18 protein-coding genes are annotated in these 20,222 nt (G+C 70.9%); 12 read left to right on the forward strand and 6 right to left on the reverse strand.

Annotation, left to right across the window (positions count from 1 at the left end):
* Window positions 1–16: 16 nt before the first annotated feature.
* Window positions 17–1,258 carry a threonine aldolase family protein gene (locus tag ACGFWE_RS29055; protein ID WP_393602736.1) on the reverse strand — a complete coding sequence of 414 codons (1,242 nt, stop codon included), beginning with the start codon at window positions 1,256–1,258 and terminating at the stop codon, window positions 17–19.
* Window positions 1,259–1,431: 173 nt separating this feature from the next.
* On the opposite strand from ACGFWE_RS29055, the gene ACGFWE_RS29060 reads away from it, so the two are divergent.
* From ACGFWE_RS29060 to ACGFWE_RS29105, 10 genes are all read left to right on the forward strand, one after another.
* Window positions 1,432–2,361, forward strand: a complete 930-nt coding sequence (locus ACGFWE_RS29060; RefSeq protein WP_352387940.1) for a DUF2520 domain-containing protein — start codon at window positions 1,432–1,434, stop codon at window positions 2,359–2,361.
* Window positions 2,358–3,350 carry a pantoate--beta-alanine ligase gene (gene panC / locus ACGFWE_RS29065; protein WP_393602738.1) on the forward strand — a complete coding sequence of 331 codons (993 nt, stop codon included), beginning with the start codon at window positions 2,358–2,360 and terminating at the stop codon, window positions 3,348–3,350. Before ACGFWE_RS29060 ends, panC begins: the two co-directional genes overlap by 4 nt.
* Entirely contained in the window at window positions 3,347–5,056 is a 1,710-nt protein-coding gene (locus ACGFWE_RS29070; protein ID WP_393602740.1) for an L-aspartate oxidase, read from the forward strand. The genes panC and ACGFWE_RS29070 overlap by 4 nt, the downstream gene beginning before the upstream one ends.
* A gap of 5 nt (window positions 5,057–5,061) precedes the next feature.
* Window positions 5,062–6,045, forward strand: a complete 984-nt coding sequence (gene nadC, locus ACGFWE_RS29075; RefSeq protein WP_352387946.1) for a carboxylating nicotinate-nucleotide diphosphorylase — start codon at window positions 5,062–5,064, stop codon at window positions 6,043–6,045.
* Between the two features lie 5 nt (window positions 6,046–6,050).
* Window positions 6,051–6,848, forward strand: a complete 798-nt coding sequence (locus tag ACGFWE_RS29080) for a type III pantothenate kinase (RefSeq protein ID WP_352387948.1) — start codon at window positions 6,051–6,053, stop codon at window positions 6,846–6,848.
* Between the two features lie 285 nt (window positions 6,849–7,133).
* Window positions 7,134–7,826, forward strand: a complete 693-nt coding sequence (locus ACGFWE_RS29085) for a hypothetical protein (protein ID WP_393602811.1) — start codon at window positions 7,134–7,136, stop codon at window positions 7,824–7,826.
* Window positions 7,827–7,884: 58 nt separating this feature from the next.
* Window positions 7,885–8,049, forward strand: a complete 165-nt coding sequence (locus ACGFWE_RS29090) for a hypothetical protein (RefSeq protein WP_352387950.1) — start codon at window positions 7,885–7,887, stop codon at window positions 8,047–8,049.
* A 149-nt stretch (window positions 8,050–8,198) separates the two neighbouring features.
* Window positions 8,199–8,591, forward strand: a complete 393-nt coding sequence (locus ACGFWE_RS29095; RefSeq protein ID WP_352387952.1) for a BlaI/MecI/CopY family transcriptional regulator — start codon at window positions 8,199–8,201, stop codon at window positions 8,589–8,591.
* A gap of 9 nt (window positions 8,592–8,600) precedes the next feature.
* On the forward strand, window positions 8,601–9,149 hold the full coding sequence (locus ACGFWE_RS29100) for an amino-acid N-acetyltransferase (RefSeq protein WP_393602743.1): 549 nt from the start codon (window positions 8,601–8,603) through the stop codon (window positions 9,147–9,149).
* A gap of 222 nt (window positions 9,150–9,371) precedes the next feature.
* Complete coding sequence (locus tag ACGFWE_RS29105) at window positions 9,372–9,707, forward strand: Lsr2 family protein (protein ID WP_007383771.1); 336 nt, start codon at window positions 9,372–9,374, stop codon at window positions 9,705–9,707.
* A gap of 34 nt (window positions 9,708–9,741) precedes the next feature.
* On the opposite strand, the gene ACGFWE_RS29110 is transcribed toward ACGFWE_RS29105, so the two are convergent.
* Window positions 9,742–10,509 carry an SCO3374 family protein gene (locus ACGFWE_RS29110; protein WP_393602745.1) on the reverse strand — a complete coding sequence of 256 codons (768 nt, stop codon included), beginning with the start codon at window positions 10,507–10,509 and terminating at the stop codon, window positions 9,742–9,744.
* A gap of 430 nt (window positions 10,510–10,939) precedes the next feature.
* On the opposite strand from ACGFWE_RS29110, the gene ACGFWE_RS29115 reads away from it, so the two are divergent.
* On the forward strand, window positions 10,940–13,465 hold the full coding sequence (locus tag ACGFWE_RS29115; RefSeq protein WP_352387958.1) for an ATP-dependent Clp protease ATP-binding subunit: 2,526 nt from the start codon (window positions 10,940–10,942) through the stop codon (window positions 13,463–13,465).
* Between the two features lie 67 nt (window positions 13,466–13,532).
* On the opposite strand, the gene ACGFWE_RS29120 is transcribed toward ACGFWE_RS29115, so the two are convergent.
* From ACGFWE_RS29120 to ACGFWE_RS29130, 3 genes are all read right to left on the reverse strand, one after another.
* The gene (locus tag ACGFWE_RS29120) at window positions 13,533–16,853 is read right to left on the reverse strand and encodes an NACHT domain-containing protein (RefSeq protein WP_393602747.1); all 3,321 of its coding nucleotides are present in this window, start codon (window positions 16,851–16,853) and stop codon (window positions 13,533–13,535) included.
* Entirely contained in the window at window positions 16,853–17,203 is a 351-nt protein-coding gene (locus tag ACGFWE_RS29125) for a trypco2 family protein (protein ID WP_352387962.1), read from the reverse strand. Before ACGFWE_RS29125 ends, ACGFWE_RS29120 begins: the two co-directional genes overlap by 1 nt.
* Window positions 17,204–17,296: 93 nt before the next feature.
* The gene (locus ACGFWE_RS29130) at window positions 17,297–17,917 is read right to left on the reverse strand and encodes an HAD family acid phosphatase (protein WP_393602749.1); all 621 of its coding nucleotides are present in this window, start codon (window positions 17,915–17,917) and stop codon (window positions 17,297–17,299) included.
* A gap of 390 nt (window positions 17,918–18,307) precedes the next feature.
* Here ACGFWE_RS29130 and ACGFWE_RS29135 point away from each other — a divergent pair, with 390 nt between their 5' ends.
* Window positions 18,308–18,856, forward strand: coding sequence for a M23 family metallopeptidase (locus ACGFWE_RS29135; protein WP_352388083.1), 549 nt, complete (start codon window positions 18,308–18,310; stop codon window positions 18,854–18,856).
* Window positions 18,857–19,585: 729 nt separating this feature from the next.
* Here the strand turns inward: ACGFWE_RS29135 and ACGFWE_RS29140 are convergent.
* Window positions 19,586–20,182, reverse strand: a complete 597-nt coding sequence (locus tag ACGFWE_RS29140) for a TetR/AcrR family transcriptional regulator (protein WP_352387966.1) — start codon at window positions 20,180–20,182, stop codon at window positions 19,586–19,588.
* Window positions 20,183–20,222: the final 40 nt, after the last annotated feature.

Consider the following 20,222-nt stretch of genomic DNA (forward strand, 5'->3'; position numbering starts at 1 on the left):
ACCGGCTGCCGACTCCCTAGCGGCCGACCTCCTGGCCGCCGACTTCTTGGTTGCCGACCTCCCGCAGCCGGGCGACGAAGTCGGCGGCCGCCGCCTTCACATCGGCCGCCGTCCACTCCAGGGCGGCGGCACGGACGTAGACCTCGGTCATGGACAGGCCCGGGCCCTTCGCGTCCCAGGGCTGGACGAACAGGGCCGTCCCCGTCTCCTCCGACTGCCGGATCGCCGCCTCGGAGAGCTCGTCGACGCCGTACGGCAGCCAGACCTGGAAGTCGAACGTGTGCGGCACCTCGGGGTGGACCCGCGCCCACGGCACCCCGGCCTGCGCGAACCCCTCGCGCAGCGCGGCGGCCACCACGCGCGCGTGGGTCACGTACTCGGGCAGCCTGGGCAGTTCGTGTTCCAGGCCCGCGAGGGCCGACAGGGCGGTCGGGAACTGCTGGAAGACCGCGCCTCCGTAGCGGTGCCGCCAGGTCTTCGCCTCCTCGACCAGGGCCCTCGGGCCGGCGAGGGCGGCTCCGCCGAAGGCCTGGAAGGACTTGTAGAACGACACGTAGACGCTGTCCGCGAGGTCCGCGATCTCGGCCAGGGGGCGGCCGAAGTGGACGGTGGTCTCCCACAGGCGTGCCCCGTCGAAGTGCACCACCGCGTCCCGCTCCCGTGCCGCCTCCACGACCTCGGTGAGCTCCTCCCAGGTGGGCAGCACGAAACCGGCGTCCCTCAGGGGCAGTTCCAGCATCAGCGCCCCGAAGGGCTCCTCGAAGCCGCGTATCTCGTCGGCCGTGGGCTGCCGCGGTTCGCTCGTCACACGGACCGGGCGCAGACCGGAGACCTCCCTGAACGCGTCGCGCTCGTGCACCTCGGGGTGGGCCAGGGCGTGCAGGGCGACGGTGGGGTTGCCGGTACGGCCCGCCCAACAGCGCAGCGCCACCTGCTGGGCCATCGTGCCGGTCGGGAAGAAGGCGGCCGCCTCCTTGCCGAGGAGTTTTGCGACCTTCTCCTCCAGGGCCTCGACGATGCCGTTGCCGTAGAGGTCGCCCGGCTCGTCCAGGTCGTAGAGCGTGTGCGCCTCGTCGAACAGTGCCAGGCGCTCGCGGAGGGGCGCGAGCAGTCCCAGACGCGCCAGCGTGCGCTCTGCGCTGTGGTAGGCGCTGATGCGCCGTGCGCGGCGGCGCAGGAGCCGTTCCTCCTCCGTGAGCCGCTCCGGCCGGGCCTCGTCCGCCGCCTGCTCCGCGCTCTGCTCCGCTGTGTCACTCATGCGCGGATCATCTCGTGCGCCCCGGGCGCGGGCACCCGGATTTCCGCGCTCCCCGGCCCACACGGAAACCCACAGCCTGTGGACAACCGGACGCCCCTCGAACCGATCGCGTTAACATGACGAGAAATCGTCCGGTACCCAGATGCGGACTGGAACGGGAAGGCCGCCGTCGCGTGACTACAGTCCAACAGCCAGACAGCAAGGACCGCCCGGCGCGGCTCACCGTCGGCGTCGTCGGCGCCGGCCGGGTGGGGCCGACGCTCGCCGCGTCCCTCCAGCTCGCCGGACACCGTCCGGTGGCCGTCTCCGGAGTCTCCGACGCTTCCAGGCGGCGGGCCGCGCTCATGCTCCCGGACGTCCCGCTGGTCACCCCCGCGGACGTCCTGCAGCGCGCCGACCTGGTGCTGCTCACGGTCCCCGACGACACCCTGCCCGGTCTCGTCGAGGGCCTCGCCGAGACCGGTGCGGTGCGGCCGGGGCAGCTGCTCGTGCACACCTCCGGGCGCTACGGCGCGAAAGTCCTGGACCCCGCCCTGCGCGCGGGAGCGCTGCCGCTGGCCCTGCACCCGGCGATGACCTTCACGGGCACCCCCGTGGACGTCCAGCGCCTCGCGGGCTGCTCCTTCGGCGTCACCGCCCCCGAGGAACTGCGGCTGGCAGCCGAGGCCCTCGTCATCGAGATGGGCGGCGAGCCCGAGTGGATCGACGAGGAGATGCGCCCGCTCTACCACGCGGCCCTCGCCCTCGGCGCCAACCACCTGGTCACGCTGGTCGCCCAGGCCATGGAGCTGCTGCGCTCGGCCGGCGTCGAGGCACCCGACCGGATGCTCGGCCCCCTGCTCGGCGCCGCCCTCGACAACGCCCTGCGCTCAGGCGACGCGGCCCTCACCGGACCCGTCGCGCGCGGGGACGCAGGCACCGTCGCCGCGCACATCACGGAACTGCGCAAGCACGCCCCGCAGACCGTCGCCGGCTACCTGGCGATGGCCCGCGCGACCGCCGACCGGGCGCTCGCCCACGGCCTGCTCAAGCCGGAGCTCGCCGAGGACCTCCTCGGGGTACTCGCCACCGGGACCAACGGCGCCGAGGGAGACACCCGATGACCACGACCCTGCTGCGCACCGCCGGTGAACTGCACGCACGCACGCGCGTGGGCCGCCGCGCCGTCGTGATGACCATGGGCGCCCTGCACGAGGGCCACGCCACGCTGATCCGCACCGCGCGCGAGATCGCCGGACCGGACGGCGAGGTCGTGGTCACGGTCTTCGTGAACCCCCTCCAGTTCGGCGCGGGCGAGGACCTCGACCGTTACCCGCGCACCCTGGACGCCGACCTCAAGATCGCCGAGGACGCCGGCGCGGACGCCGTCTTCGCGCCCTCCGTCGACGAGGTCTACCCCGGCGGCGAGCCCCAGGTGCGCATCAGCGCGGGCCCGATGGGGGAACGCCTGGAGGGCGCCTCACGCCCCGGCCACTTCGACGGCATGCTCACCGTCGTCGCCAAACTGCTCCACCTCACCCGCCCCGACATCGCCCTCTACGGCCAGAAGGACGCCCAGCAACTCGCCCTGATCCGCCGGATGGTGCGCGACCTGAACTTCGGCGTCGAGATCGTCGGCGTGCCCACCGTGCGCGAGGACGACGGCCTGGCCCTCTCCAGCCGCAACCGCTACCTCGGCCCGCAGGAACGGCGCACGGCACTCGCGCTCTCCCGAGCCCTGTTCGCCGGCCGCGACCGGCACGCGGCACAGGAGGCGCTGCGCGCCCGGGCCCGAGAAGTGCCCGCCACACACGCGCGTGCCGAGGCCCTGAGCGCCCTCGGCGAGTCCCGCGCGGCCGCCGACGCGCACGCGGTCGCGAAGGCCCTGCCCGGAGCCCCCTCGTCCGTCCGCGCGGCCGCCCGCCTGATCCTCGACGACGCCGCGCGCCAGGACCCGCCGCTCGCCCTGGACTACCTCGCGCTCGTCGACCCGTCCGACTTCACCGAGATCGAGGACGACTTCACCGGCGAGGCCGTCCTCGCCGTCGCCGCCCGGGTGGGGACGACCCGGCTGATCGACAACATCCCCCTGACCTTCGGAGCCGCCGCGTGACCAGCACAGGCATACGACTGCACGCCCCCGCCCCCGGGTGGTCCATCGACGCGGACGTCGTGGTCGTCGGCTCCGGCGTCGCCGGCCTCACCGCGGCCCTGCGCTGCGAGGCCGAGGGCCTGAGGACCGTCGTCGTCACCAAGGCCCGCCTGGACGACGGCTCCACCCGCTGGGCGCAGGGCGGCATCGCCGCGGCCCTCGGCGAGGGCGACACCCCCGAACAGCACCTGGACGACACCCTGGTCGCGGGTGTGGGCCTGTGCGACGAGGAGGCCGTCCGCATCCTCGTCACCGAGGGACCCGACGCCGTACGCCGCCTGATCGAGACCGGCGCGCACTTCGACGAGTCCGAGGCGGGCGACCTGGAGCTCACCCGCGAGGGCGGCCACCACCGCCGCCGCATCGCGCACGCGGGCGGTGACGCCACCGGCGCGGAGATCTCCCGGGCACTCGTCGAGGCCGTACGCGCGCGAGGACTGCGCACGATCGAGAACGCGCTCGTGCTCGACCTGCTGACCGACGCCGACGGCCGCACGGCGGGCGTCACCCTGCACGTCATGGGCGAGGGCCAGCACGACGGCGTGGGCGCCGTGCACGCCCCCGCGGTCGTCCTCGCGACCGGCGGCATGGGCCAGGTGTTCTCCGCGACCACCAACCCGTCCGTGTCCACCGGCGACGGCGTCGCGCTCGCCCTGCGCGCGGGCGCCGAGGTCAGCGACCTGGAGTTCGTGCAGTTCCACCCCACCGTGCTGTTCCTCGGCCCGGACGCCGAGGGACAGCAGCCGCTCGTCTCCGAGGCCGTGCGCGGCGAGGGCGCCCACCTGGTCGACGCCGACGGCGTGCGCTTCATGACCGGGCAGCACGAACTGGCCGAGCTGGCACCCCGCGACATCGTCGCCAAGGGCATCACGCAGCGCATGCAGGAGCAGGACGCCGAGCACATGTTCCTCGACGCCCGGCACTTCGGCGCCGACATGTGGGAGCACCGCTTCCCGACGATCCTCGCCGCCTGCCGCGCCCACGGCATCGACCCGGTCACCGAGCCCATCCCGATCGCACCGGCCGCCCACTACGCCTCCGGCGGCGTGCGCACCGACTCCCGTGGCCGTACGACCGTCCCCGGCCTGTACGCGTGCGGCGAGGTCGCCTGCACCGGTGTGCACGGCGCGAACCGGCTCGCCTCCAACTCCCTCCTCGAGGGCCTGGTCTACGCCGAGCGCATCGCCGCCGACATCACGGGGAGCCGCGCCGGCCTCCACGCGCGCGTGCCCGCCCCTGTCGAGCGGTCCGAGAGGCCCGCGCACCCGCTGCTCGCCCCCGAGACGCGGTTCGCGATCCAGCGGATCATGACCCGGGGCGCGGGCGTACTGCGCTCCGCCGACTCCCTCGCCACGGCCGCCGACCAGTTGCAGCGGCTGCACACCGACGCCCGCGACGCCCTCGCCGAGAACGGCAAGACGGCCGAGCCCGGCGTCGACACCTGGGAGGCCACCAACCTCCTGTGCGTGGCCCGTGTCCTGACCGCCGCGGCCCTGCAGCGCGAGGAGACGCGCGGCTGCCACTGGCGCGAGGACAAGCCGGACCGGGACGACAGGGCATGGCGCCGCCACATCGTCGTACAGCTGAATCCGGACCGGACCCTCGCCGTACGCACCACCGATACCGCAGACTTCCCCCCGACCCGGCAGCATCCTCAGGAGCAGTGACACCAGTGAGCACCGACGACCTTTCCCTCGCCCCGTCCGGCGGCTGCGGCGACGGCTGTGCCTGTGGCACCGCCGACGGCGGCGACGAGGAATACCTGGAGTGCGGGCTCGACCCCGCGCTCGCGCAGCTCCTGGCCGACGCCGGGCTCGACCCGGTGGAGGTCGAGGACATCGCCAACGTCGCCATCCAGGAGGATCTCGACCACGGCGTGGACGTGACGACCGTCGCGACCATCCCCGAGGACGCCGTCGCCACCGCCGACTTCGTCGCGCGCGAGGCGGGCGTCGTGGCCGGCCTCCGGGTCGCCGAGGCGGTCGTCTCGGTGGTCTGCACGGACGAGTTCGAGGTCGAGCGGCACGTCGAGGACGGCGACCGGGTGGAGGCCGGACAGAAGCTCCTGTCGGTCACCACCCGCACGCGTGACCTCCTCACCGCCGAGCGCAGCGCCCTGAACCTGCTGTGCCGGCTCTCCGGCATCGCGACCGCCACGCGCGCGTGGGCGGACGCTCTGGAGGGCACCAAGGCACGCGTGCGGGACACGCGCAAGACGACTCCCGGGCTCCGGTCGCTGGAGAAGTTCGCGGTGCGGTGCGGGGGCGGGGTCAACCACCGGATGTCGCTGTCCGACGCGGCGCTGGTCAAGGACAACCACGTGGTCGCCGCCGGTGGCGTCGCGCAGGCCTTCAAGGCTGTCCGGGAGGCCTTCCCGGACGTGCCGATCGAGGTCGAGGTCGACACCCTGCACCAGCTGCGGGAGGTCGTGGACGCGGGCGCCGACCTGATCCTGCTGGACAACTTCACGCCCGGCGAGTGCGAGGAGGCGGTGGCGCTCGTGGACGGGCGGGCCGCGCTGGAGGCCTCCGGGCGGCTGACGCTGGCCAACGCGCGCGCGTACGCCGACACCGGCGTCGACTACCTCGCCGTCGGGGCGCTCACCCACTCCTCGCCGATCCTCGACATCGGTCTCGATCTGCGCGAGGCGGAGTAGTCGCGATGCTCCTCACGATCGACGTAGGCAACACGCACACCGTCCTCGGGCTGTTCGACGGCGAGGACATCGTCGAGCACTGGCGGATCTCCACGGACGCGCGCCGGACGGCGGACGAGCTGGCGGTCCTGCTGCAGGGCCTGATGGGCATGCATCCGCTCCTCGGGGACGAACTGGGCGACGGCATCGACGGGATCGCGATCTGCGCGACTGTGCCGTCCGTGCTGCACGAGCTGCGCGAGGTGACGCGCCGCTACTACGGCGACGTGCCGGCCGTGCTGGTCGAGCCGGGGGTCAAGACGGGGGTGCCGATCCTCACCGACAACCCCAAGGAGGTCGGCGCCGACCGGATCATCAACGCGGTGGCGGCCGTCGAACTGTTCGGCGGACCGGCCATCGTCGTGGACTTCGGTACGGCGACGACGTTCGACGCGGTGTCCGCGCGCGGGGAGTACGTCGGTGGGGTCATCGCGCCCGGTATCGAGATCTCCGTGGAGGCGCTCGGTGTGAAGGGGGCGCAGCTGCGGAAGATCGAGGTGGCCCGGCCCCGGAGCGTGATCGGGAAGAACACGGTCGAGGCGATGCAGTCCGGGATCGTGTACGGCTTCGCCGGGCAGGTCGACGGCGTCGTGGGCCGGATGGCCCGGGAGCTCGCGCAGGACCCGGACGAGGTGACGGTGATCGCCACGGGCGGGCTCGCGCCGATGGTGCTGGGGGAGTCGTCGGTGATCGACGAGCACGAACCCTGGCTGACCCTGGTGGGGCTGCGGCTGGTGTACGAGCGGAACGTGTCCCGCATGTGACTGCCCGACCGCCCGACCGCCCGACCGCCCGACGGTCCGGCTGTCCAACGGCTCGACCGCCTGACGGCTCGACGGCGCGGCTGCAACCGTCCGGCGGTCCGACCGCTCGGCTGCGATTGTCCGGCGGTCCGACCGCTGGCGGCCCCGCCCCCCGGCGGCCCCGCCCCCCGGCCGCCGCAGGTCCGGGCGGGTGGCTCCTCGCGCCACACCCGTCCGCTATGACGAGTTTGTCTGATTAGCGCGTACTGTCGCCGCATGCCCACGCCATACGGATCCCGCGGCGGCATGGCGTTCGGCGTGGAGGAGCTGCGTGTGCTCCGCCGCGCTCTCGCCCTCGCCCTTCACCCCGCCCCTGCCTCGGCCGAGGACATCAAGGACTGCCACCGCCTCGCCGAGTCCCTCGACGAGGCGGTGCGCGAGGGGGCCCGGCTGCGTGCCTTCCTGGTGGCCGACCTCGCCCGCTACCGCGCCGCACTGCCCGGCACCGCCGCCGGTTACTTCACCCTGCTGGAGGAGGCGCTGGGCGCCGGGTACCGGCCCGACCCCGACGATCTCGCCGCACTCCGGGCGCTGCGCGGCAACCCCGTCGCGGCGGCGCTGCTGATCCGCTGCCAGATGCTGGCCGAACGGGACGTACGAGCCCGTCTCGCGGGCGCCACGAGCACCCGGCGCACTCCGGTGGCCCCGGTGGTCCCCGCCTCCCGTACGCGTCTCCTGGCGTTGCCCGGGGGCCTGTCCGCAGGCCCTTCCGGCGTCCCTCGTGGGGGCGTCCTGGGTGGTCCGGCGGAACAGGACGCCAAGGAGCCGCAGCGCGCACCGCGGAAGGAGCCGGCCAAGCACCCGGTGAAGCCCGCGGAGAAACCGGCCCCCGCCGCCCCGAAGCCCTCCCGCCCCATCCCCACCCCGGGCGAGGTCTTCCCGCGCCGCAAGCCGGCCCAGCCCCCGTCGAACCCGCCGCAGCACCTGGCCGCGGGCTGACACGGCACAGTCCGCACCCCGCCCGAGTTGTCCGTGCGTGCGTGGCTACCCTGGACGCATGGACTATGTCTCCGCGCTCGTGCCCCCGGTCGTCATGGCCGCGTTCTTCATCGGCCTGATCCGGGTGATCGTGAAGACCCAGGGCGGGGCCAACAAGGCCAAGGAGGACGCGGCCGTCGACGCGGCGCTCGCGCGCGCGGAGGCGACCAGGCAGGCCGACTGACCGGCCGCGCCCTCGTCGGCGTACGACTCTCCGAGCCAGCGCGCTTTCGGAGTCGTACGCCCTTTTTGTTGCTGTTTGACGTCGAAAGAGCACGTCCGTCACGCCGATAGCCGGATCTCCCACTATTGTGCTGAGCTGTGCCTCGCCCATTGGGAGAACTCGAAGACGCGGTCATGACGCGGGTGTGGAAGTGGAACCGCCCGGTCACCGTTCGAGAAGTCCTGGAAGACCTTCGGCAGGAACGGTCCATCGCCTACACCACGGTGATGACCGTTTTGGACAATCTCCATCAGAAGGGCTGGGTGCGCCGTGAGGCGGAAGGCCGGGCCTATCGATATGAGGCGGTCTCCACACGGGCCGCCTACGCCGCCGCACTGATGAACGACGCCTGGTCCCAGAGCGACAACCCCGCCGCCGCTCTCGTCGCCTTCTTCGGGATGATGAGCGAGGAACAGCGACTGGCACTGCAGGACGCTGTACGGATGGTCGAGGGGCCGTCCATGGAGAACCCCGACTCGGCATCGCGGGACGGCGGGCGATAGCGTCCGCTCATGTCCGCGAAGAGGCCCTCCGCCGAGAACCCCGAAGTCACCGCAAAAGCCATCACGGTCCGGCGGGCCCGCACCAGCGATGTCGCCGGCATCCGTGGTCTGCTCGACACCTACGTCCGCGACCGCATCCTGCTCGACAAAGCGACGGTGACGCTTTACGAGGACATCCAGGAGTTCTGGGTCGCCGAGCGCGACGACAACGCCGAGCTGGTCGGCTTCGGCGCCCTGCATGTCATGTGGGAAGACCTCGCGGAAGTGCGCACTCTCGCCGTGAAGCCCGGGCTGAAGGGGGCCGGCGTCGGGCATCAGTTGCTGGAGAAGTTGTTGGAGACGGCCCGCTGGCTGGGTGTTCGCCGCGTTTTCTGTCTCACCTTCGAAGTGGACTTCTTCGGCAAGCACGGCTTCGTCGAGATCGGTGAGACACCCGTTGACACCGATGTCTACGCGGAGCTGCTGCGTTCCTATGACGAAGGCGTGGCAGAGTTCCTCGGTCTCGAACGAGTGAAACCGAACACCTTGGGCAACAGTCGGATGCTTCTGCATCTGTGATCGCCAAGGATTCCGCCGCTCGGCCCTGCCCAGGTTCCCTATGTCCGAAACGCGCATGTTTCCGGACGGGGTGGCCCCTGTCGGTCTCTCCCGGGGGTTTGTGTTTTCCAGGCAAAAGCGGTTTGCTTTCCGACGTACTGCAGTACTGCATATAACAGGGGACGGCGAAACGGCGGACGCCGCAGACCCCCGGCCCTCAAGTATTGGATGAAAGGAAATCCGGTGGCACAGAAGGTTCAGGTCCTTCTTGTCGATGACATCGACGGCGGCGAGGCGGACGAGACCGTCACGTTCGCGTTGGACGGCAAGACGTACGAGATCGATCTCACGACCGCCAATGCGGACAAGCTTCGTGGCCTTCTCGACCCGTACGTGAAGGGCGGTCGCCGCACCGGAGGCCGTGCTTCGGGCGGGCGCGGAAAGACGCGGGCCGCTTCCGGCGGCAGCCAGGACACCGCTCAGATCCGCGCCTGGGCCAAGGAAAACGGTTACGAGGTCAATGACCGCGGCCGTGTTCCGGCGAGCATTCGCGAGGCTTACGAGAAGGCCAACGCCTGATCGAAAGGTCCATGAAGGCCGGGGCCGCGAAGGCTTATGCCCGAGCGCGCCGCAGCCGCAGCCGGTGGCACTGGGTCGCCACCGTGTTCACGACGCGTACGAGATCGGGGGCGCCTCCATCGCCCCCCAGCGCCGACATGGTCGGCAGCGAGGCCTCGACCTCGCACCCAGGCTCGGGGGGTCGCAGCCATACGGCGGCCCCCTGCAGGGCGCCCGGGCGCCCCGGGGCGTGAGGCCGCAGGCCTGCGGTGACCCCGCTCGCCTCTGTCTGTGACGGCAGGGGTACGAATCCGCCCGGCTCCGGGAGTGAGGGCGGGACAAGAGATGCGACCGCGCCGGGCCCCGGACGCGCGGGCCGCCCCGACGGCACCTTGCCGGGCGCGCCCACCGCGGGCTCCGGCGGACGCGGTGCCCGCATCACGCATCCACTGCCGAGCGCCCGCAGGTCGAGCGCCAGCGTGCCCCACTCCAGCCAGTCCAGCAGGCCCGGCAGCTCCTCCGCGCTGCCCGCCGCCACCAGGAGCCGCATGCGGTCGCCCCGCAACGCCACCGGAGAGGCCTCGGTGAGATGGCGCAGGGCCGCGCGACCCGCCTGCGCCGGAACGTCCAGGACGTCGAAGCGCAGCCCCAGAAGCAGTCGTACGGGAGATTCGGGGGCGCTCGCGGGCACCGTGGGCCAGCCCAGTTCGTTCTCGTACCAGCGGCGGACCGGATCGTCGCCGGAGGTTGCCCCGTCGAGCGGTCGTCGGGGGAGCGGGACCGCGGTGAGATCCGCGGCCGGAGGGAGGTGGCTGGCGACCATGCCGAGTGCAACCGCCGGAAAGGCTCGAGAGTTACGCTGGGTGTACCGGCGTGCGCGAAGAGTGGTCGAACAGGGGGCGTGCGGGGGTGCGGAGTGGCACAAGGTTGTTCGCCCGTAGCGGAGGGACGGGGGGCGTACGGCATGGAGTGTCGGTCCGAGCGGGTAAGACATCCCTAGTGGGAGGGGGCGACACGCAGGAAAGGCCGTCTCACGTTCGCCATCGGCGTACTGGCGACTGGGGTAACTGCCTGGCCTGCGGGAACATCGTCTCGCACCATCGGGTTGGAGCAGATGTCGGCGTTCGGGGTCAGGAGGCCATCGACGGTGTCGGCAGTTGGAATGAGCGGTCCCCGCTTGCGGGACTAAGCTGCGGAAGGACAGGGAGGGGAAGTTCCCCCCACTGCCTGACCGCTCTGAGGAGCGATTAACGATGTTCGAGAGGTTCACCGACCGCGCGCGGCGGGTTGTCGTCCTGGCTCAGGAAGAAGCCCGGATGCTCAACCACAACTACATCGGCACCGAGCACATCCTCCTGGGCCTGATCCACGAGGGTGAGGGTGTCGCCGCCAAGGCCCTTGAGAGCCTCGGGATTTCGCTCGAGGCGGTCCGCCAGCAGGTGGAGGAGATCATCGGCCAGGGCCAGCAGGCCCCGTCCGGGCACATCCCCTTCACCCCCCGTGCCAAGAAGGTCCTGGAGCTGTCGCTCCGCGAGGCCCTTCAGCTCGGCCACAACTACATCGGCACGGAGCACATCCTGCTCGGCCTGATCCGTGAGGGCGAGGGCGTCGCCGCCCAGGTCCTGGTCAAGCTGGGCGCAGATCTCAACCGGGTGCGGCAGCAGGTCATCCAGCTGCTCTCCGGTTACCAGGGCAAGGAGACCGCCACCGCCGGCGGGCCTGCCGAGGGCACCCCCTCGACGTCCCTGGTCCTCGACCAGTTCGGCCGGAACCTCACCCAGGCCGCTCGTGAGTCCAAGCTCGACCCGGTCATCGGGCGCGAGAAGGAGATCGAGCGGGTCATGCAGGTGCTGTCCCGCCGTACCAAGAACAACCCGGTCCTGATCGGTGAGCCCGGCGTCGGCAAGACCGCCGTCGTCGAGGGCCTCGCCCAGGCCATCGTCAAGGGCGAGGTGCCCGAGACGCTGAAGGACAAGCACCTCTACACGCTCGACCTCGGCGCGCTGGTCGCCGGCTCCCGCTACCGCGGTGACTTCGAGGAGCGCCTGAAGAAGGTCCTCAAGGAGATCCGCACCCGCGGCGACATCATCCTGTTCATCGACGAGCTGCACACGCTGGTCGGTGCGGGTGCCGCCGAGGGCGCCATCGACGCCGCTTCGATCCTGAAGCCGATGCTGGCCCGCGGTGAGCTGCAGACCATCGGTGCGACCACGCTGGACGAGTACCGCAAGCACCTGGAGAAGGACGCGGCCCTCGAGCGCCGCTTCCAGCCCATCCAGGTCGCGGAGCCGTCACTGCCGCACACGATCGAGATCCTCAAGGGTCTGCGCGACCGGTACGAGGCCCACCACCGTGTCTCGATCACGGACGAGGCCCTCGTCCAGGCCGCGACGCTGGCCGACCGGTACATCTCGGACCGCTTCCTGCCGGACAAGGCGATCGACCTGATCGACGAGGCCGGTTCCCGGATGCGCATCCGCCGGATGACCGCGCCGCCGGACCTGCGCGAGTTCGACGAGAAGATCGCGGGAGTGCGCCGCGACAAGGAGTCCGCGATCGACTCGCAGGACTTCGAGAAGGCCGCCTCCCTCCGCGACAAGGAGAAGCAGCTCCTGGCCGCCAAGGCCAAGCGGGAGAAGGAGTGGAAGGCCGGCGACATGGACGTCGTCGCAGAGGTCGACGGCGAGCTGATCGCCGAGGTCCTCGCGACCGCCACCGGCATCCCGGTCTTCAAGCTGACCGAGGAGGAGTCCTCGCGTCTGCTGCGCATGGAGGACGAGCTCCACAAGCGGGTCATCGGCCAGGTCGACGCCGTCAAGGCGCTGTCGAAGGCGATCCGTCGTACGCGTGCGGGCCTCAAGGACCCGAAGCGTCCCGGTGGTTCGTTCATCTTCGCCGGTCCGTCCGGTGTCGGTAAGACCGAGCTGTCCAAGGCCCTCGCGGAGTTCCTCTTCGGTGACGAGGACGCGCTGATCTCCCTCGACATGTCGGAGTTCAGCGAGAAGCACACGGTCTCGCGGCTCTTCGGTTCGCCCCCCGGATACGTGGGCTACGAAGAGGGCGGCCAGCTGACGGAGAAGGTGCGGCGCAAGCCGTTCTCGGTGGTTCTCTTCGACGAGGTCGAGAAGGCCCACCCGGACATCTTCAACTCGCTGCTGCAGATCCTGGAGGACGGTCGTCTGACCGACTCCCAGGGCCGGGTCGTGGACTTCAAGAACACGGTCATCATCATGACGACCAACCTCGGCACCCGGGACATCTCCAAGGGCTTCAACCTGGGCTTCGCGGCCTCGGGTGACAAGAAGACCAACTACGAGCGCATGAAGAACAAGGTCTCGGACGAGCTCAAGCAGCACTTCCGGCCCGAGTTCCTCAACCGCGTGGACGACGTGGTCGTCTTCCCGCAGCTGACCCAGGCCGACATCCTCCAGATCGTCGACCTGATGATCGGCAAGGTGGACGAGCGTCTCCGGGACCGGGACATGGGCATCGAGCTCTCCCAGTCCGCCAAGGAGCTGCTGTCCACGAAGGGTTACGACCAGGTGCTGGGTGCGCGGCCGCTGCGTCGCACGATCCAGCGCGAGATCGAGGACACGCTCTCGGAGAAGATCCTCTTCGGTGAGCTGCGTCCCGGTCACATCGTGGTCGTCGACACCGAGGGCGAGGGTGAGACCAAGACCTTCACCTTCCGCGGCGAGGAGAAGTCGGCGCTGCCGGACGTCCCGCCGATCGAGCAGGCGGCCGGCGGTGCCGGGCCGAACCTGAGCAAGGAGGCGTAAGCCTCACGGCCGCAGGGCCGACAAGAGGGGCCGGTGCTCTCAGAGCACCGGCCCCTCTTGCGTCCCGTCACAGCCTGCCGGGCTCCACGACCTGCCCGTTCACCTCGATCGCCAGTCCGGTGCGACGGCTCAGCGGGGTCAGGTCCAGGGGCGCGTCGTCGGCGTTCTCCAGGGTGAGCCGGGTGAGGGAGGGAAAGACCCGGGCCAGGTCCCTGGCCGAGCCGCCCCGGGTGACGTTCCGGAGGGTGAGGGAGCGGATCGCCGGGAGGGGTTCGAGTTCGCGGGGTCTGCGGGGCAGCACACCGTCCTCCTTGTCGACGGCCGGCGTCACGACCTGGCGCGGCAGCCGCAGCGAGGCGAGCGAGAAGTCGAGGCTACTGAGCGAGGGGGCGCGGGAGGCCGCGAGCAGGAGGGAGTGCGCGTGGCAGTCGCCCTCCACGACGAGTTCGCGCAGCGCGGGCCACTGGGACAGGTCGTTGATCATCATCTTGGCCGGACTGCTCAGCCGTAGCCGCTGCACGGTCGGGTGGCCCGGAGGCAGCGGGATATTGCTGTCGAGCAGCGTCCCCGTGAGCGACAGGTCGGTCAGCCGGTCGAGTGTCCGAAGTACCGCCAGGTCGGCCTTCTCCGTCTCGTGGAGCTCCAGATGGAGCGAGGTGAGGGGGAGGCCTTCGAGGGCCGGCCAACGTCTGACCCGGGGACACCGGACGAGCGACAGGGCCGTCAGCCCGGACAGCGCGCGGACGAAGGAGAGACTGTCGAGTAGTGGGTTTCCGAGCACGGTCAGCTTGTCGATCCCCCCGTCCGGCAGCAGTTTCGCCAGGTCGGGACCGCTGACGGGCATGCCGACCACCAGAAGGCCGATGGGCCCGCAGTGCGTCAGCGCCGCGGCCATGGCGGGGTTGAACACGCCCACCACCTCGTGCTCCAGCGGTATGTGGGCCAGGACCTCACGGGCGTACGCCTCCGCCGGATAACGGGGCCAGGCGTTGAGGAGGACTTCACGGACATGAGGGGAGGGATGTCCGGCGAAGCGCCGCAGCAGCGGCAGGGACGCAGGGTCGCCGATGTCCCGGATCACCTGGACGACCGCCTCGGCCTCCCGGTCGTCGAGCCCTTCCGGGTCCGGGATCAGGGGAAGGACGTAGGACCCCAGAGAGGTCAGCTTGGCGGCCGCGGTGTCGTCGGGCGGCGGGATCAGCGCGCGGACGCGGCCCGCGATCCGCTCCCGTACCTCTTCCGCCAGCACCACCGCGCCGAGGGCGCACCGGGCAGCCAGGACATGGATGTCCCCGCGCGTGCGGGGGTCCGCGGCCCGGTCGCCCTTCTCGATCAGACCTTCGATCAGCCGGCGCACCTCGCCCCGGTGGCAGTGGCCCACGGCCAGCAGGATGATGTCCTGCCACTCCTCGTCGGTCGCGTGACTCAGCAGTTCGCCCAGGCCGTCGCTCTCCTGGAGTTCCTTCGCCGCCAGGTAGTCCTGGAAGGTGCGATGGATGAACTGGATGGCGGTGTCGTTGCGTTCCTGGAGGAGGCCGCTGCGATTGAGCAGATGGGTCAGTACGTCCTCGGCGGTGCCCTGACGGCCCACCTGGGGCATGCCCCTCATGGCGAGCTCGATCTGGTGTCGCGCCTGCTCGTGGTTGAACTCGGCGTATCCGCTGCGGGCCAGCCAGGCCGCGATCCGCTGGAGCAGCTGCTGGTGCTCCTCCACGCCGAGGGTGATGCCCTCCGGTGCCGCGACCCGGCGCAGGGTGTCCCGGCTGCCCAGCAGCATGGTCAGCGCCGCGTTGTACAGCGACCAGCGGGTCTCCGGCAGAAAGCCGCGGCGGCGCCGGTGCAGCGCGCAGACGACGGCGGCCAGCAGCGGGGTGCGGGACAGGTGGAGCAAGGTGGCGTTGCGGCCCAGTTCCTGTTCCAGGGCGCGCTCCAGGGCACGGAGGTTCGCGTCCTCGGCGGCGGCCCGGTGCGGGTCGCGGAAGCCCGCGCACTCCAGGCGGGCGGCGGCGTGCCAGGCCTTCGAGAAGGCCAGGACGTCCTCGTCCCGCATGGGCAGCAGCCGTAACTCCTCGAAGTGCTCGGAGCCGAGCCAGTCGGGGGCCACCGCCAGGGGCCGTACGGTGACCAGGCAGCGGTTGTGCGGGTACATCGTCAGGAGGTCGGCGAGGCGGCGCCGGGCCTCCTCCCGGTCCGCGGGCGGAACCTCGTCCATGCCGTCGACCAGGAGCAGTGCCCGCCCGGCCTCCAGCACCCGGCGGGCCCAGCCCTCGGGGATCTCGTCGATCTGGAGCTCGGCGACGGTGGCCAGTTCGTGCGGTCTCGGGAAGGCCATCCCCCGGGACAGCAGGCTGCGCATGGGGATGACGAAGGGCACCAGGTCGTTCAGCTCGGCGAGTTCGTGGTCGAGGGCACCGCAGGCGGCGTGCGAGGCGAGCCACCACACCAGCGTGGTCTTGCCCGCGCCGGCCTCACCGCGCAGCACCGAACGCGGCCGGTCGGCGAGCAGGTCGTTGATCCGGCGCGGGGCGACGACCGCCTTGGACACCGGTACGTTCTCGCGCGTCTCCGAGGCCGACAGGGCCTCCAGGCTCAGATAGGCGGTGTCGAGGTCCCAGTTGGTCTCGGTGGTGCCCAGCTCGTCGATGCCGAAGATCTCGATCTTGCGGTAGCGGGTCTTCAGAGCGCGCGCGTAGTGCCGTTCGAAGCGTTCGTCCTGGAGGTGATGACCGGGTACGACGGTTTCGAGCACCGGAGGCACATGGCCCGGGGCGGCACCCGTCACATGGTGGGGGAAACCCGGTGCCTGCAGGATGCGCTGTACGGGGACCGCCTCGACGCGTCGGTGGTCGCGGCCCCGCGGTACCTGGGTGACCACACCGATCAGGACGGAGCCGGCGAACACCGGGGCTCCGGACAGCCCCGCGAACGGCGACTCGCCCGGCCCCGGCGCAGCGACGGGGGCGCGGTCGAACTCGACGACCAGCATGGATCTGATCCGGCCCGCCATCGGCAGGACCGTGCCGGTGAACTGGTCGTACTCCAACTGCTCGTCGGGACCGTAGCGTTGGACCGCGGGGAACCCGACGACCTGGCAGCCGGGCAGCGGGTCGGGTGGCCCGACGGCTCCCCACCGCAGCCTGGCCAGCGCCCACCGCTCCGGATCCACCAGCTCCTCGCCGGTGAGCAGGAGAGCCACGTCGCTCTCCTCGTCCTGCCACACCGCCCGGCTGGGCAGGGGCTGTTCGCTCTCGGGGTGGACCGTGCGGATCCACTCCTTGTTGCGCAGCACGTGGGCGCTGGTCAGTACCAGCCGGGGCGACAGCATGATCCCGCTGCCCTGCGAGCCCGCCAGCACCACCACGGACCGCTCGACGGCCGAGCGCAGCATCACCGCGGGTCGGGGGTGCCCCGGCCGAACGCCGCGACGCTGCCCTCGGTCTCATTGCCGACCTTCAGAGGAGCGCCGGTGCGGGTGTCCTGGGCGCGCAGTGTGAAGGAGACCTTGTGCGTACGGCTGTCGCCCCGCGTGCCGTCCGCGCCCGCGTCGACCACCCAGGCCTTCACTCGCGCGCCGGCCTTGATCTCCCTGCGGATCTCGACCGTGAACTCCATCTGGATGTCGCCCAGTTCGAAGACGACGTCCTGCCCCGCAGCACGCCGGGCCGCGGTCAGCAGTTCGTCGCGGATGGTCTGTACGGCGTCCGCGAGTTCGATGCGTGACTCGTCCGCAGCGCTCATGGGTCCTCCCTGTGCCGTCGGAACGCGTGATGGGGCCGGTACCCGAAGGTACCGGCCCCACGACGTTCGTGTACGCGGTCCGCTGTCAGTGGGTCAGGACAACTGGCCGTTGTAGTCCGGGAGTTTGAAGGTCTTCTCGGCGTGGCCGCCCGACAGGTCGGTGGCGCTGTTGCCGATGTTCGCGATGATCGTGTAGCCCTTGTTCTCGATGTCGACGCGCTGGGCGGTCTTGTAGGCGGCCACGTCCTTGAAGAGGTCGATGAAGCCGCGGACGTAGAGGCCGCCGACGTACTTGAGGTTGTAGTTGGTCGCCGAGGCGATGATGCCGGGGCGGGCGGTCACGAAGAACAGGGAGACGCCGTGCTCCTGGGCGTACTTCGCGGCCTCCAGGACGGGCTTGTTGGCCGGCGAGGGGTAGCTGAAGCCGAAGTCCGTCTCCAGGGTGGTGTTGTCGATGTCGAAGACGATCGCCTGCTTCTCACCGGGCTTGGTGGCCGCGATACGCGTCTTCAGGTAGGGCAGTGCCTGGTTCATCACGGCCTGGCAGTCGGACTGCCAGGTGGCGTAGTCGACGTCCGCGGCGGCGGCCGTGGCGGTCGTGGGGGCGCTTGCGGTGGCCGTCGCGGCCTCGGCGGGTACGGCCAGGGCGACGAGTGCGGCTGCGGAGACGGTCGTTACGGCTGTGCGGCGCGCCCAGGGGCGTCGGCTTCTCATTGTCGTGGGGGTCCTCTCACGTCCGTATGCCGTTGTCTGGTGCATGTTCGGGGACGAGGGTGGCGCGAGAGGAACCGTAGGGTTACCGGTTGGTAGGAAGCCAGAGACGTGCGTCACTTGGCGAGGCTTTTGCCTTGCGGCCGCCGGTGACTTGCCGCACAGGCGATTTGTCCATTACTAGCCGGAATAGTGGAAGTTCCAGGGCCGAATTCAAGGCGATTCCGACAAAGAGGGGGACTTTACGGATGTCCTTCTCGCCCCATTACTACATTCCGTCGTAGTTGCGCTGTTTGGGGGTATTCGCCCTCCGGGGTTACCAAGGGATGCGCCATCCGGCCGCCGTCGTGCGTCGGGTGGTTTCCCCTTGTCCCCGGCTTCATGAGGTTCCGAATGTTCCAGCGCGTCTCCCACCGCTCCTCCCGTACGTCCCTGCTCCGCACCCGTGTGGCCGTCATGGCCGCGTCCGTCGGGGCGTCGGCTGTGCTGGGGGCCGGAGTCGCCTCCGCCGCGTCCTCCTCGGCGTCCTGGGTCGACCCGGTGAAGAAGTACACGCTCAGCGCGAGCTACGCCCAGGCCGGCAGCATGTGGCACTCGACCCACAGCGGGCAGGACTTCGCGGTGCCGAGCGGTACGACCGTCGTCGCCGCGCACGGCGGGACCGTCGTCAAGGCGGGTCCGGGCGGTGCCGGTGACGGTCCCGCCTACGGCAACGCCATCGTGATCAAGCACGGCAACCGGACGTACTCGCAGTACGCCCACCTCTCCCGGATCAAGGTCAAGGTCGGCCAGATAGTCAAGACCGGTCAGCGCATCGCCCTGTCCGGCAACACCGGCAACTCCAGTGGCCCGCACCTGCACTTCGAGATCCGCACGACCGCCAACTACGGCTCGGCCATCGACCCGGTCGCCTTCCTGCGCGGCAAGGGAGTCAAGGTCTGAGCCTGACGGCGGGCGCGCGGGGTGTGTTCTGCCGGGGTCGGTGAGCGGGGGCGGCTTGCGGGGGTGGGCGTTCTTCCCTCCGGGGCGAGGGCGGCCGCGGGGGCGGGCTGTGCGGGGGTGCGCCGTGCGGGGGTTGGGCCGGCCGTGAGGGCGGCGCCACGTTGGGGCGGGCCGCGGGTGTCGGCCCGTCGCGCTGTCCCGACCGAACCGCGGGCCGGTCGGTCTGGTTGCCCTCGGAGCGGGCGGCGGGCGTCGGGCTCTCGTGCTGCCTCGGGGCCGAACCGCGGGTGTCGGCTCGTCGCGTCGCCCTCGGCTGAACCGTAGGCCGACCAGTCCGGTTGTCCTCGGGGTGGGCGGTGGACGGCGGGCGGCGGGCGCCGGGCTCTCGTGCTGCCTCGGGGTCGAACCGCGAAAGTCAGCTCGTCGCGTCGCCCTTGGCCCAACTGCGGGCCGGTCGGTCCGGTTGTCCTCGGGGCGGACGGCGGACGGCGGACGGCGGACGGCGGACGGCGGGCGTCGGGCTCTCGTGCTGCCTCGGGGCCGAACCGCGGAAGTCAGCTCGTCGCGTCGCCCTCGCCCCGGACCGTAGGTCCTTCTGGTTGCCCTCGGCCCGACTGCGGGCGTCAGCCCCTTGCCCCCTCGGCCCGACTGTGGGCGTCAGCCCCCCGTTCCCCTCGGGCTCCGGCCACGGGCGTCAGTCACTCTCGCCGCCGCCCCGAACCGCACCCCCTACCCCTCCCCGCTCCCCCCGTGCGCCCGCGTCACCAGGTCCGTCGCGACCTCCAGGACGGCCTTGCGCTTGGCTTCCGGGTCGCCGGCGATGTCCTGGAGGAAGAACATCCCGGCGTGCAGGGTGAAGATCGCGCTGACGCAGCGGACCTGGTCGGTCAGGGCCGCCTCGGGGTCGACGATGATCTCGCGCAGGCCCTGCATGCGTTCCTTGAAGGTCTCGCCGACGCGCAGTTCACGGACCGCCGCCTGGTTCTCCTGCATGAAGCGGAACAGTGGCGTCGCACCGGCCAGGAGCTCGCTGTAGCGCCGTACGATCTCCTGCTTCGTCTCCAGCGTGTGCGGCTGCTTCCGGCCCCACTCGATCAGGTCGAGGATCGGCTGCGTCAGGTCGTCGAAGATGCTGACAAGGATCTCTTCCTTGGTCTTGAAGTGGTAGTACAGCGCCGCCTTGGTGACGTCCAGGTGCTCGGCGATCTCCCGCAGGGACGTCTTCTCGTACCCCTGCTCCGCGAAGAGTCCGAGCGCCACGTCCTGGATGCGCTGGCGCGTGTTGCCGCGGCGCTGCTGCTTCGTGACGTCCATGGTGCCGCCCATCCTCGTGCTCCTCGGCTTTCCATAAAACTTACTTGACGCC

The sequence above is a fragment of the Streptomyces sp. NPDC048523 genome (assembly GCF_043199815.1).
Lineage (GTDB): Bacteria > Actinomycetota > Actinomycetes > Streptomycetales > Streptomycetaceae > Streptomyces.

What these genes read in the sequence shown, in the direction of transcription:
- ACGFWE_RS29140 (WP_352387966.1), bottom strand. Translation starts at nt 20,182, where the DNA reads ATGGGCGGCACCATGGACGTCACGAAGCAGCAGCGCCGCGGCAACACG.
- ACGFWE_RS29085 (WP_393602811.1), top strand. Translation starts at nt 7,134, where the DNA reads ATGGCGTTCGGCGTGGAGGAGCTGCGTGTGCTCCGCCGCGCTCTCGCC.
- ACGFWE_RS29080 (WP_352387948.1), top strand. Translation starts at nt 6,051, where the DNA reads ATGCTCCTCACGATCGACGTAGGCAACACGCACACCGTCCTCGGGCTG.
- ACGFWE_RS29115 (WP_352387958.1), top strand. Translation starts at nt 10,940, where the DNA reads ATGTTCGAGAGGTTCACCGACCGCGCGCGGCGGGTTGTCGTCCTGGCT.
- ACGFWE_RS29135 (WP_352388083.1), top strand. Translation starts at nt 18,308, where the DNA reads ATGTTCCAGCGCGTCTCCCACCGCTCCTCCCGTACGTCCCTGCTCCGC.
- ACGFWE_RS29090 (WP_352387950.1), top strand. Translation starts at nt 7,885, where the DNA reads ATGGACTATGTCTCCGCGCTCGTGCCCCCGGTCGTCATGGCCGCGTTC.
- ACGFWE_RS29100 (WP_393602743.1), top strand. Translation starts at nt 8,601, where the DNA reads ATGTCCGCGAAGAGGCCCTCCGCCGAGAACCCCGAAGTCACCGCAAAA.
- panC (WP_393602738.1), top strand. Translation starts at nt 2,358, where the DNA reads ATGACCACGACCCTGCTGCGCACCGCCGGTGAACTGCACGCACGCACG.
- ACGFWE_RS29125 (WP_352387962.1), bottom strand. Translation starts at nt 17,203, where the DNA reads ATGAGCGCTGCGGACGAGTCACGCATCGAACTCGCGGACGCCGTACAG.
- ACGFWE_RS29055 (WP_393602736.1), bottom strand. Translation starts at nt 1,258, where the DNA reads ATGAGTGACACAGCGGAGCAGAGCGCGGAGCAGGCGGCGGACGAGGCC.
- ACGFWE_RS29130 (WP_393602749.1), bottom strand. Translation starts at nt 17,917, where the DNA reads ATGAGAAGCCGACGCCCCTGGGCGCGCCGCACAGCCGTAACGACCGTC.
- ACGFWE_RS29120 (WP_393602747.1), bottom strand. Translation starts at nt 16,853, where the DNA reads ATGCTGCGCTCGGCCGTCGAGCGGTCCGTGGTGGTGCTGGCGGGCTCG.
- ACGFWE_RS29110 (WP_393602745.1), bottom strand. Translation starts at nt 10,509, where the DNA reads ATGGTCGCCAGCCACCTCCCTCCGGCCGCGGATCTCACCGCGGTCCCG.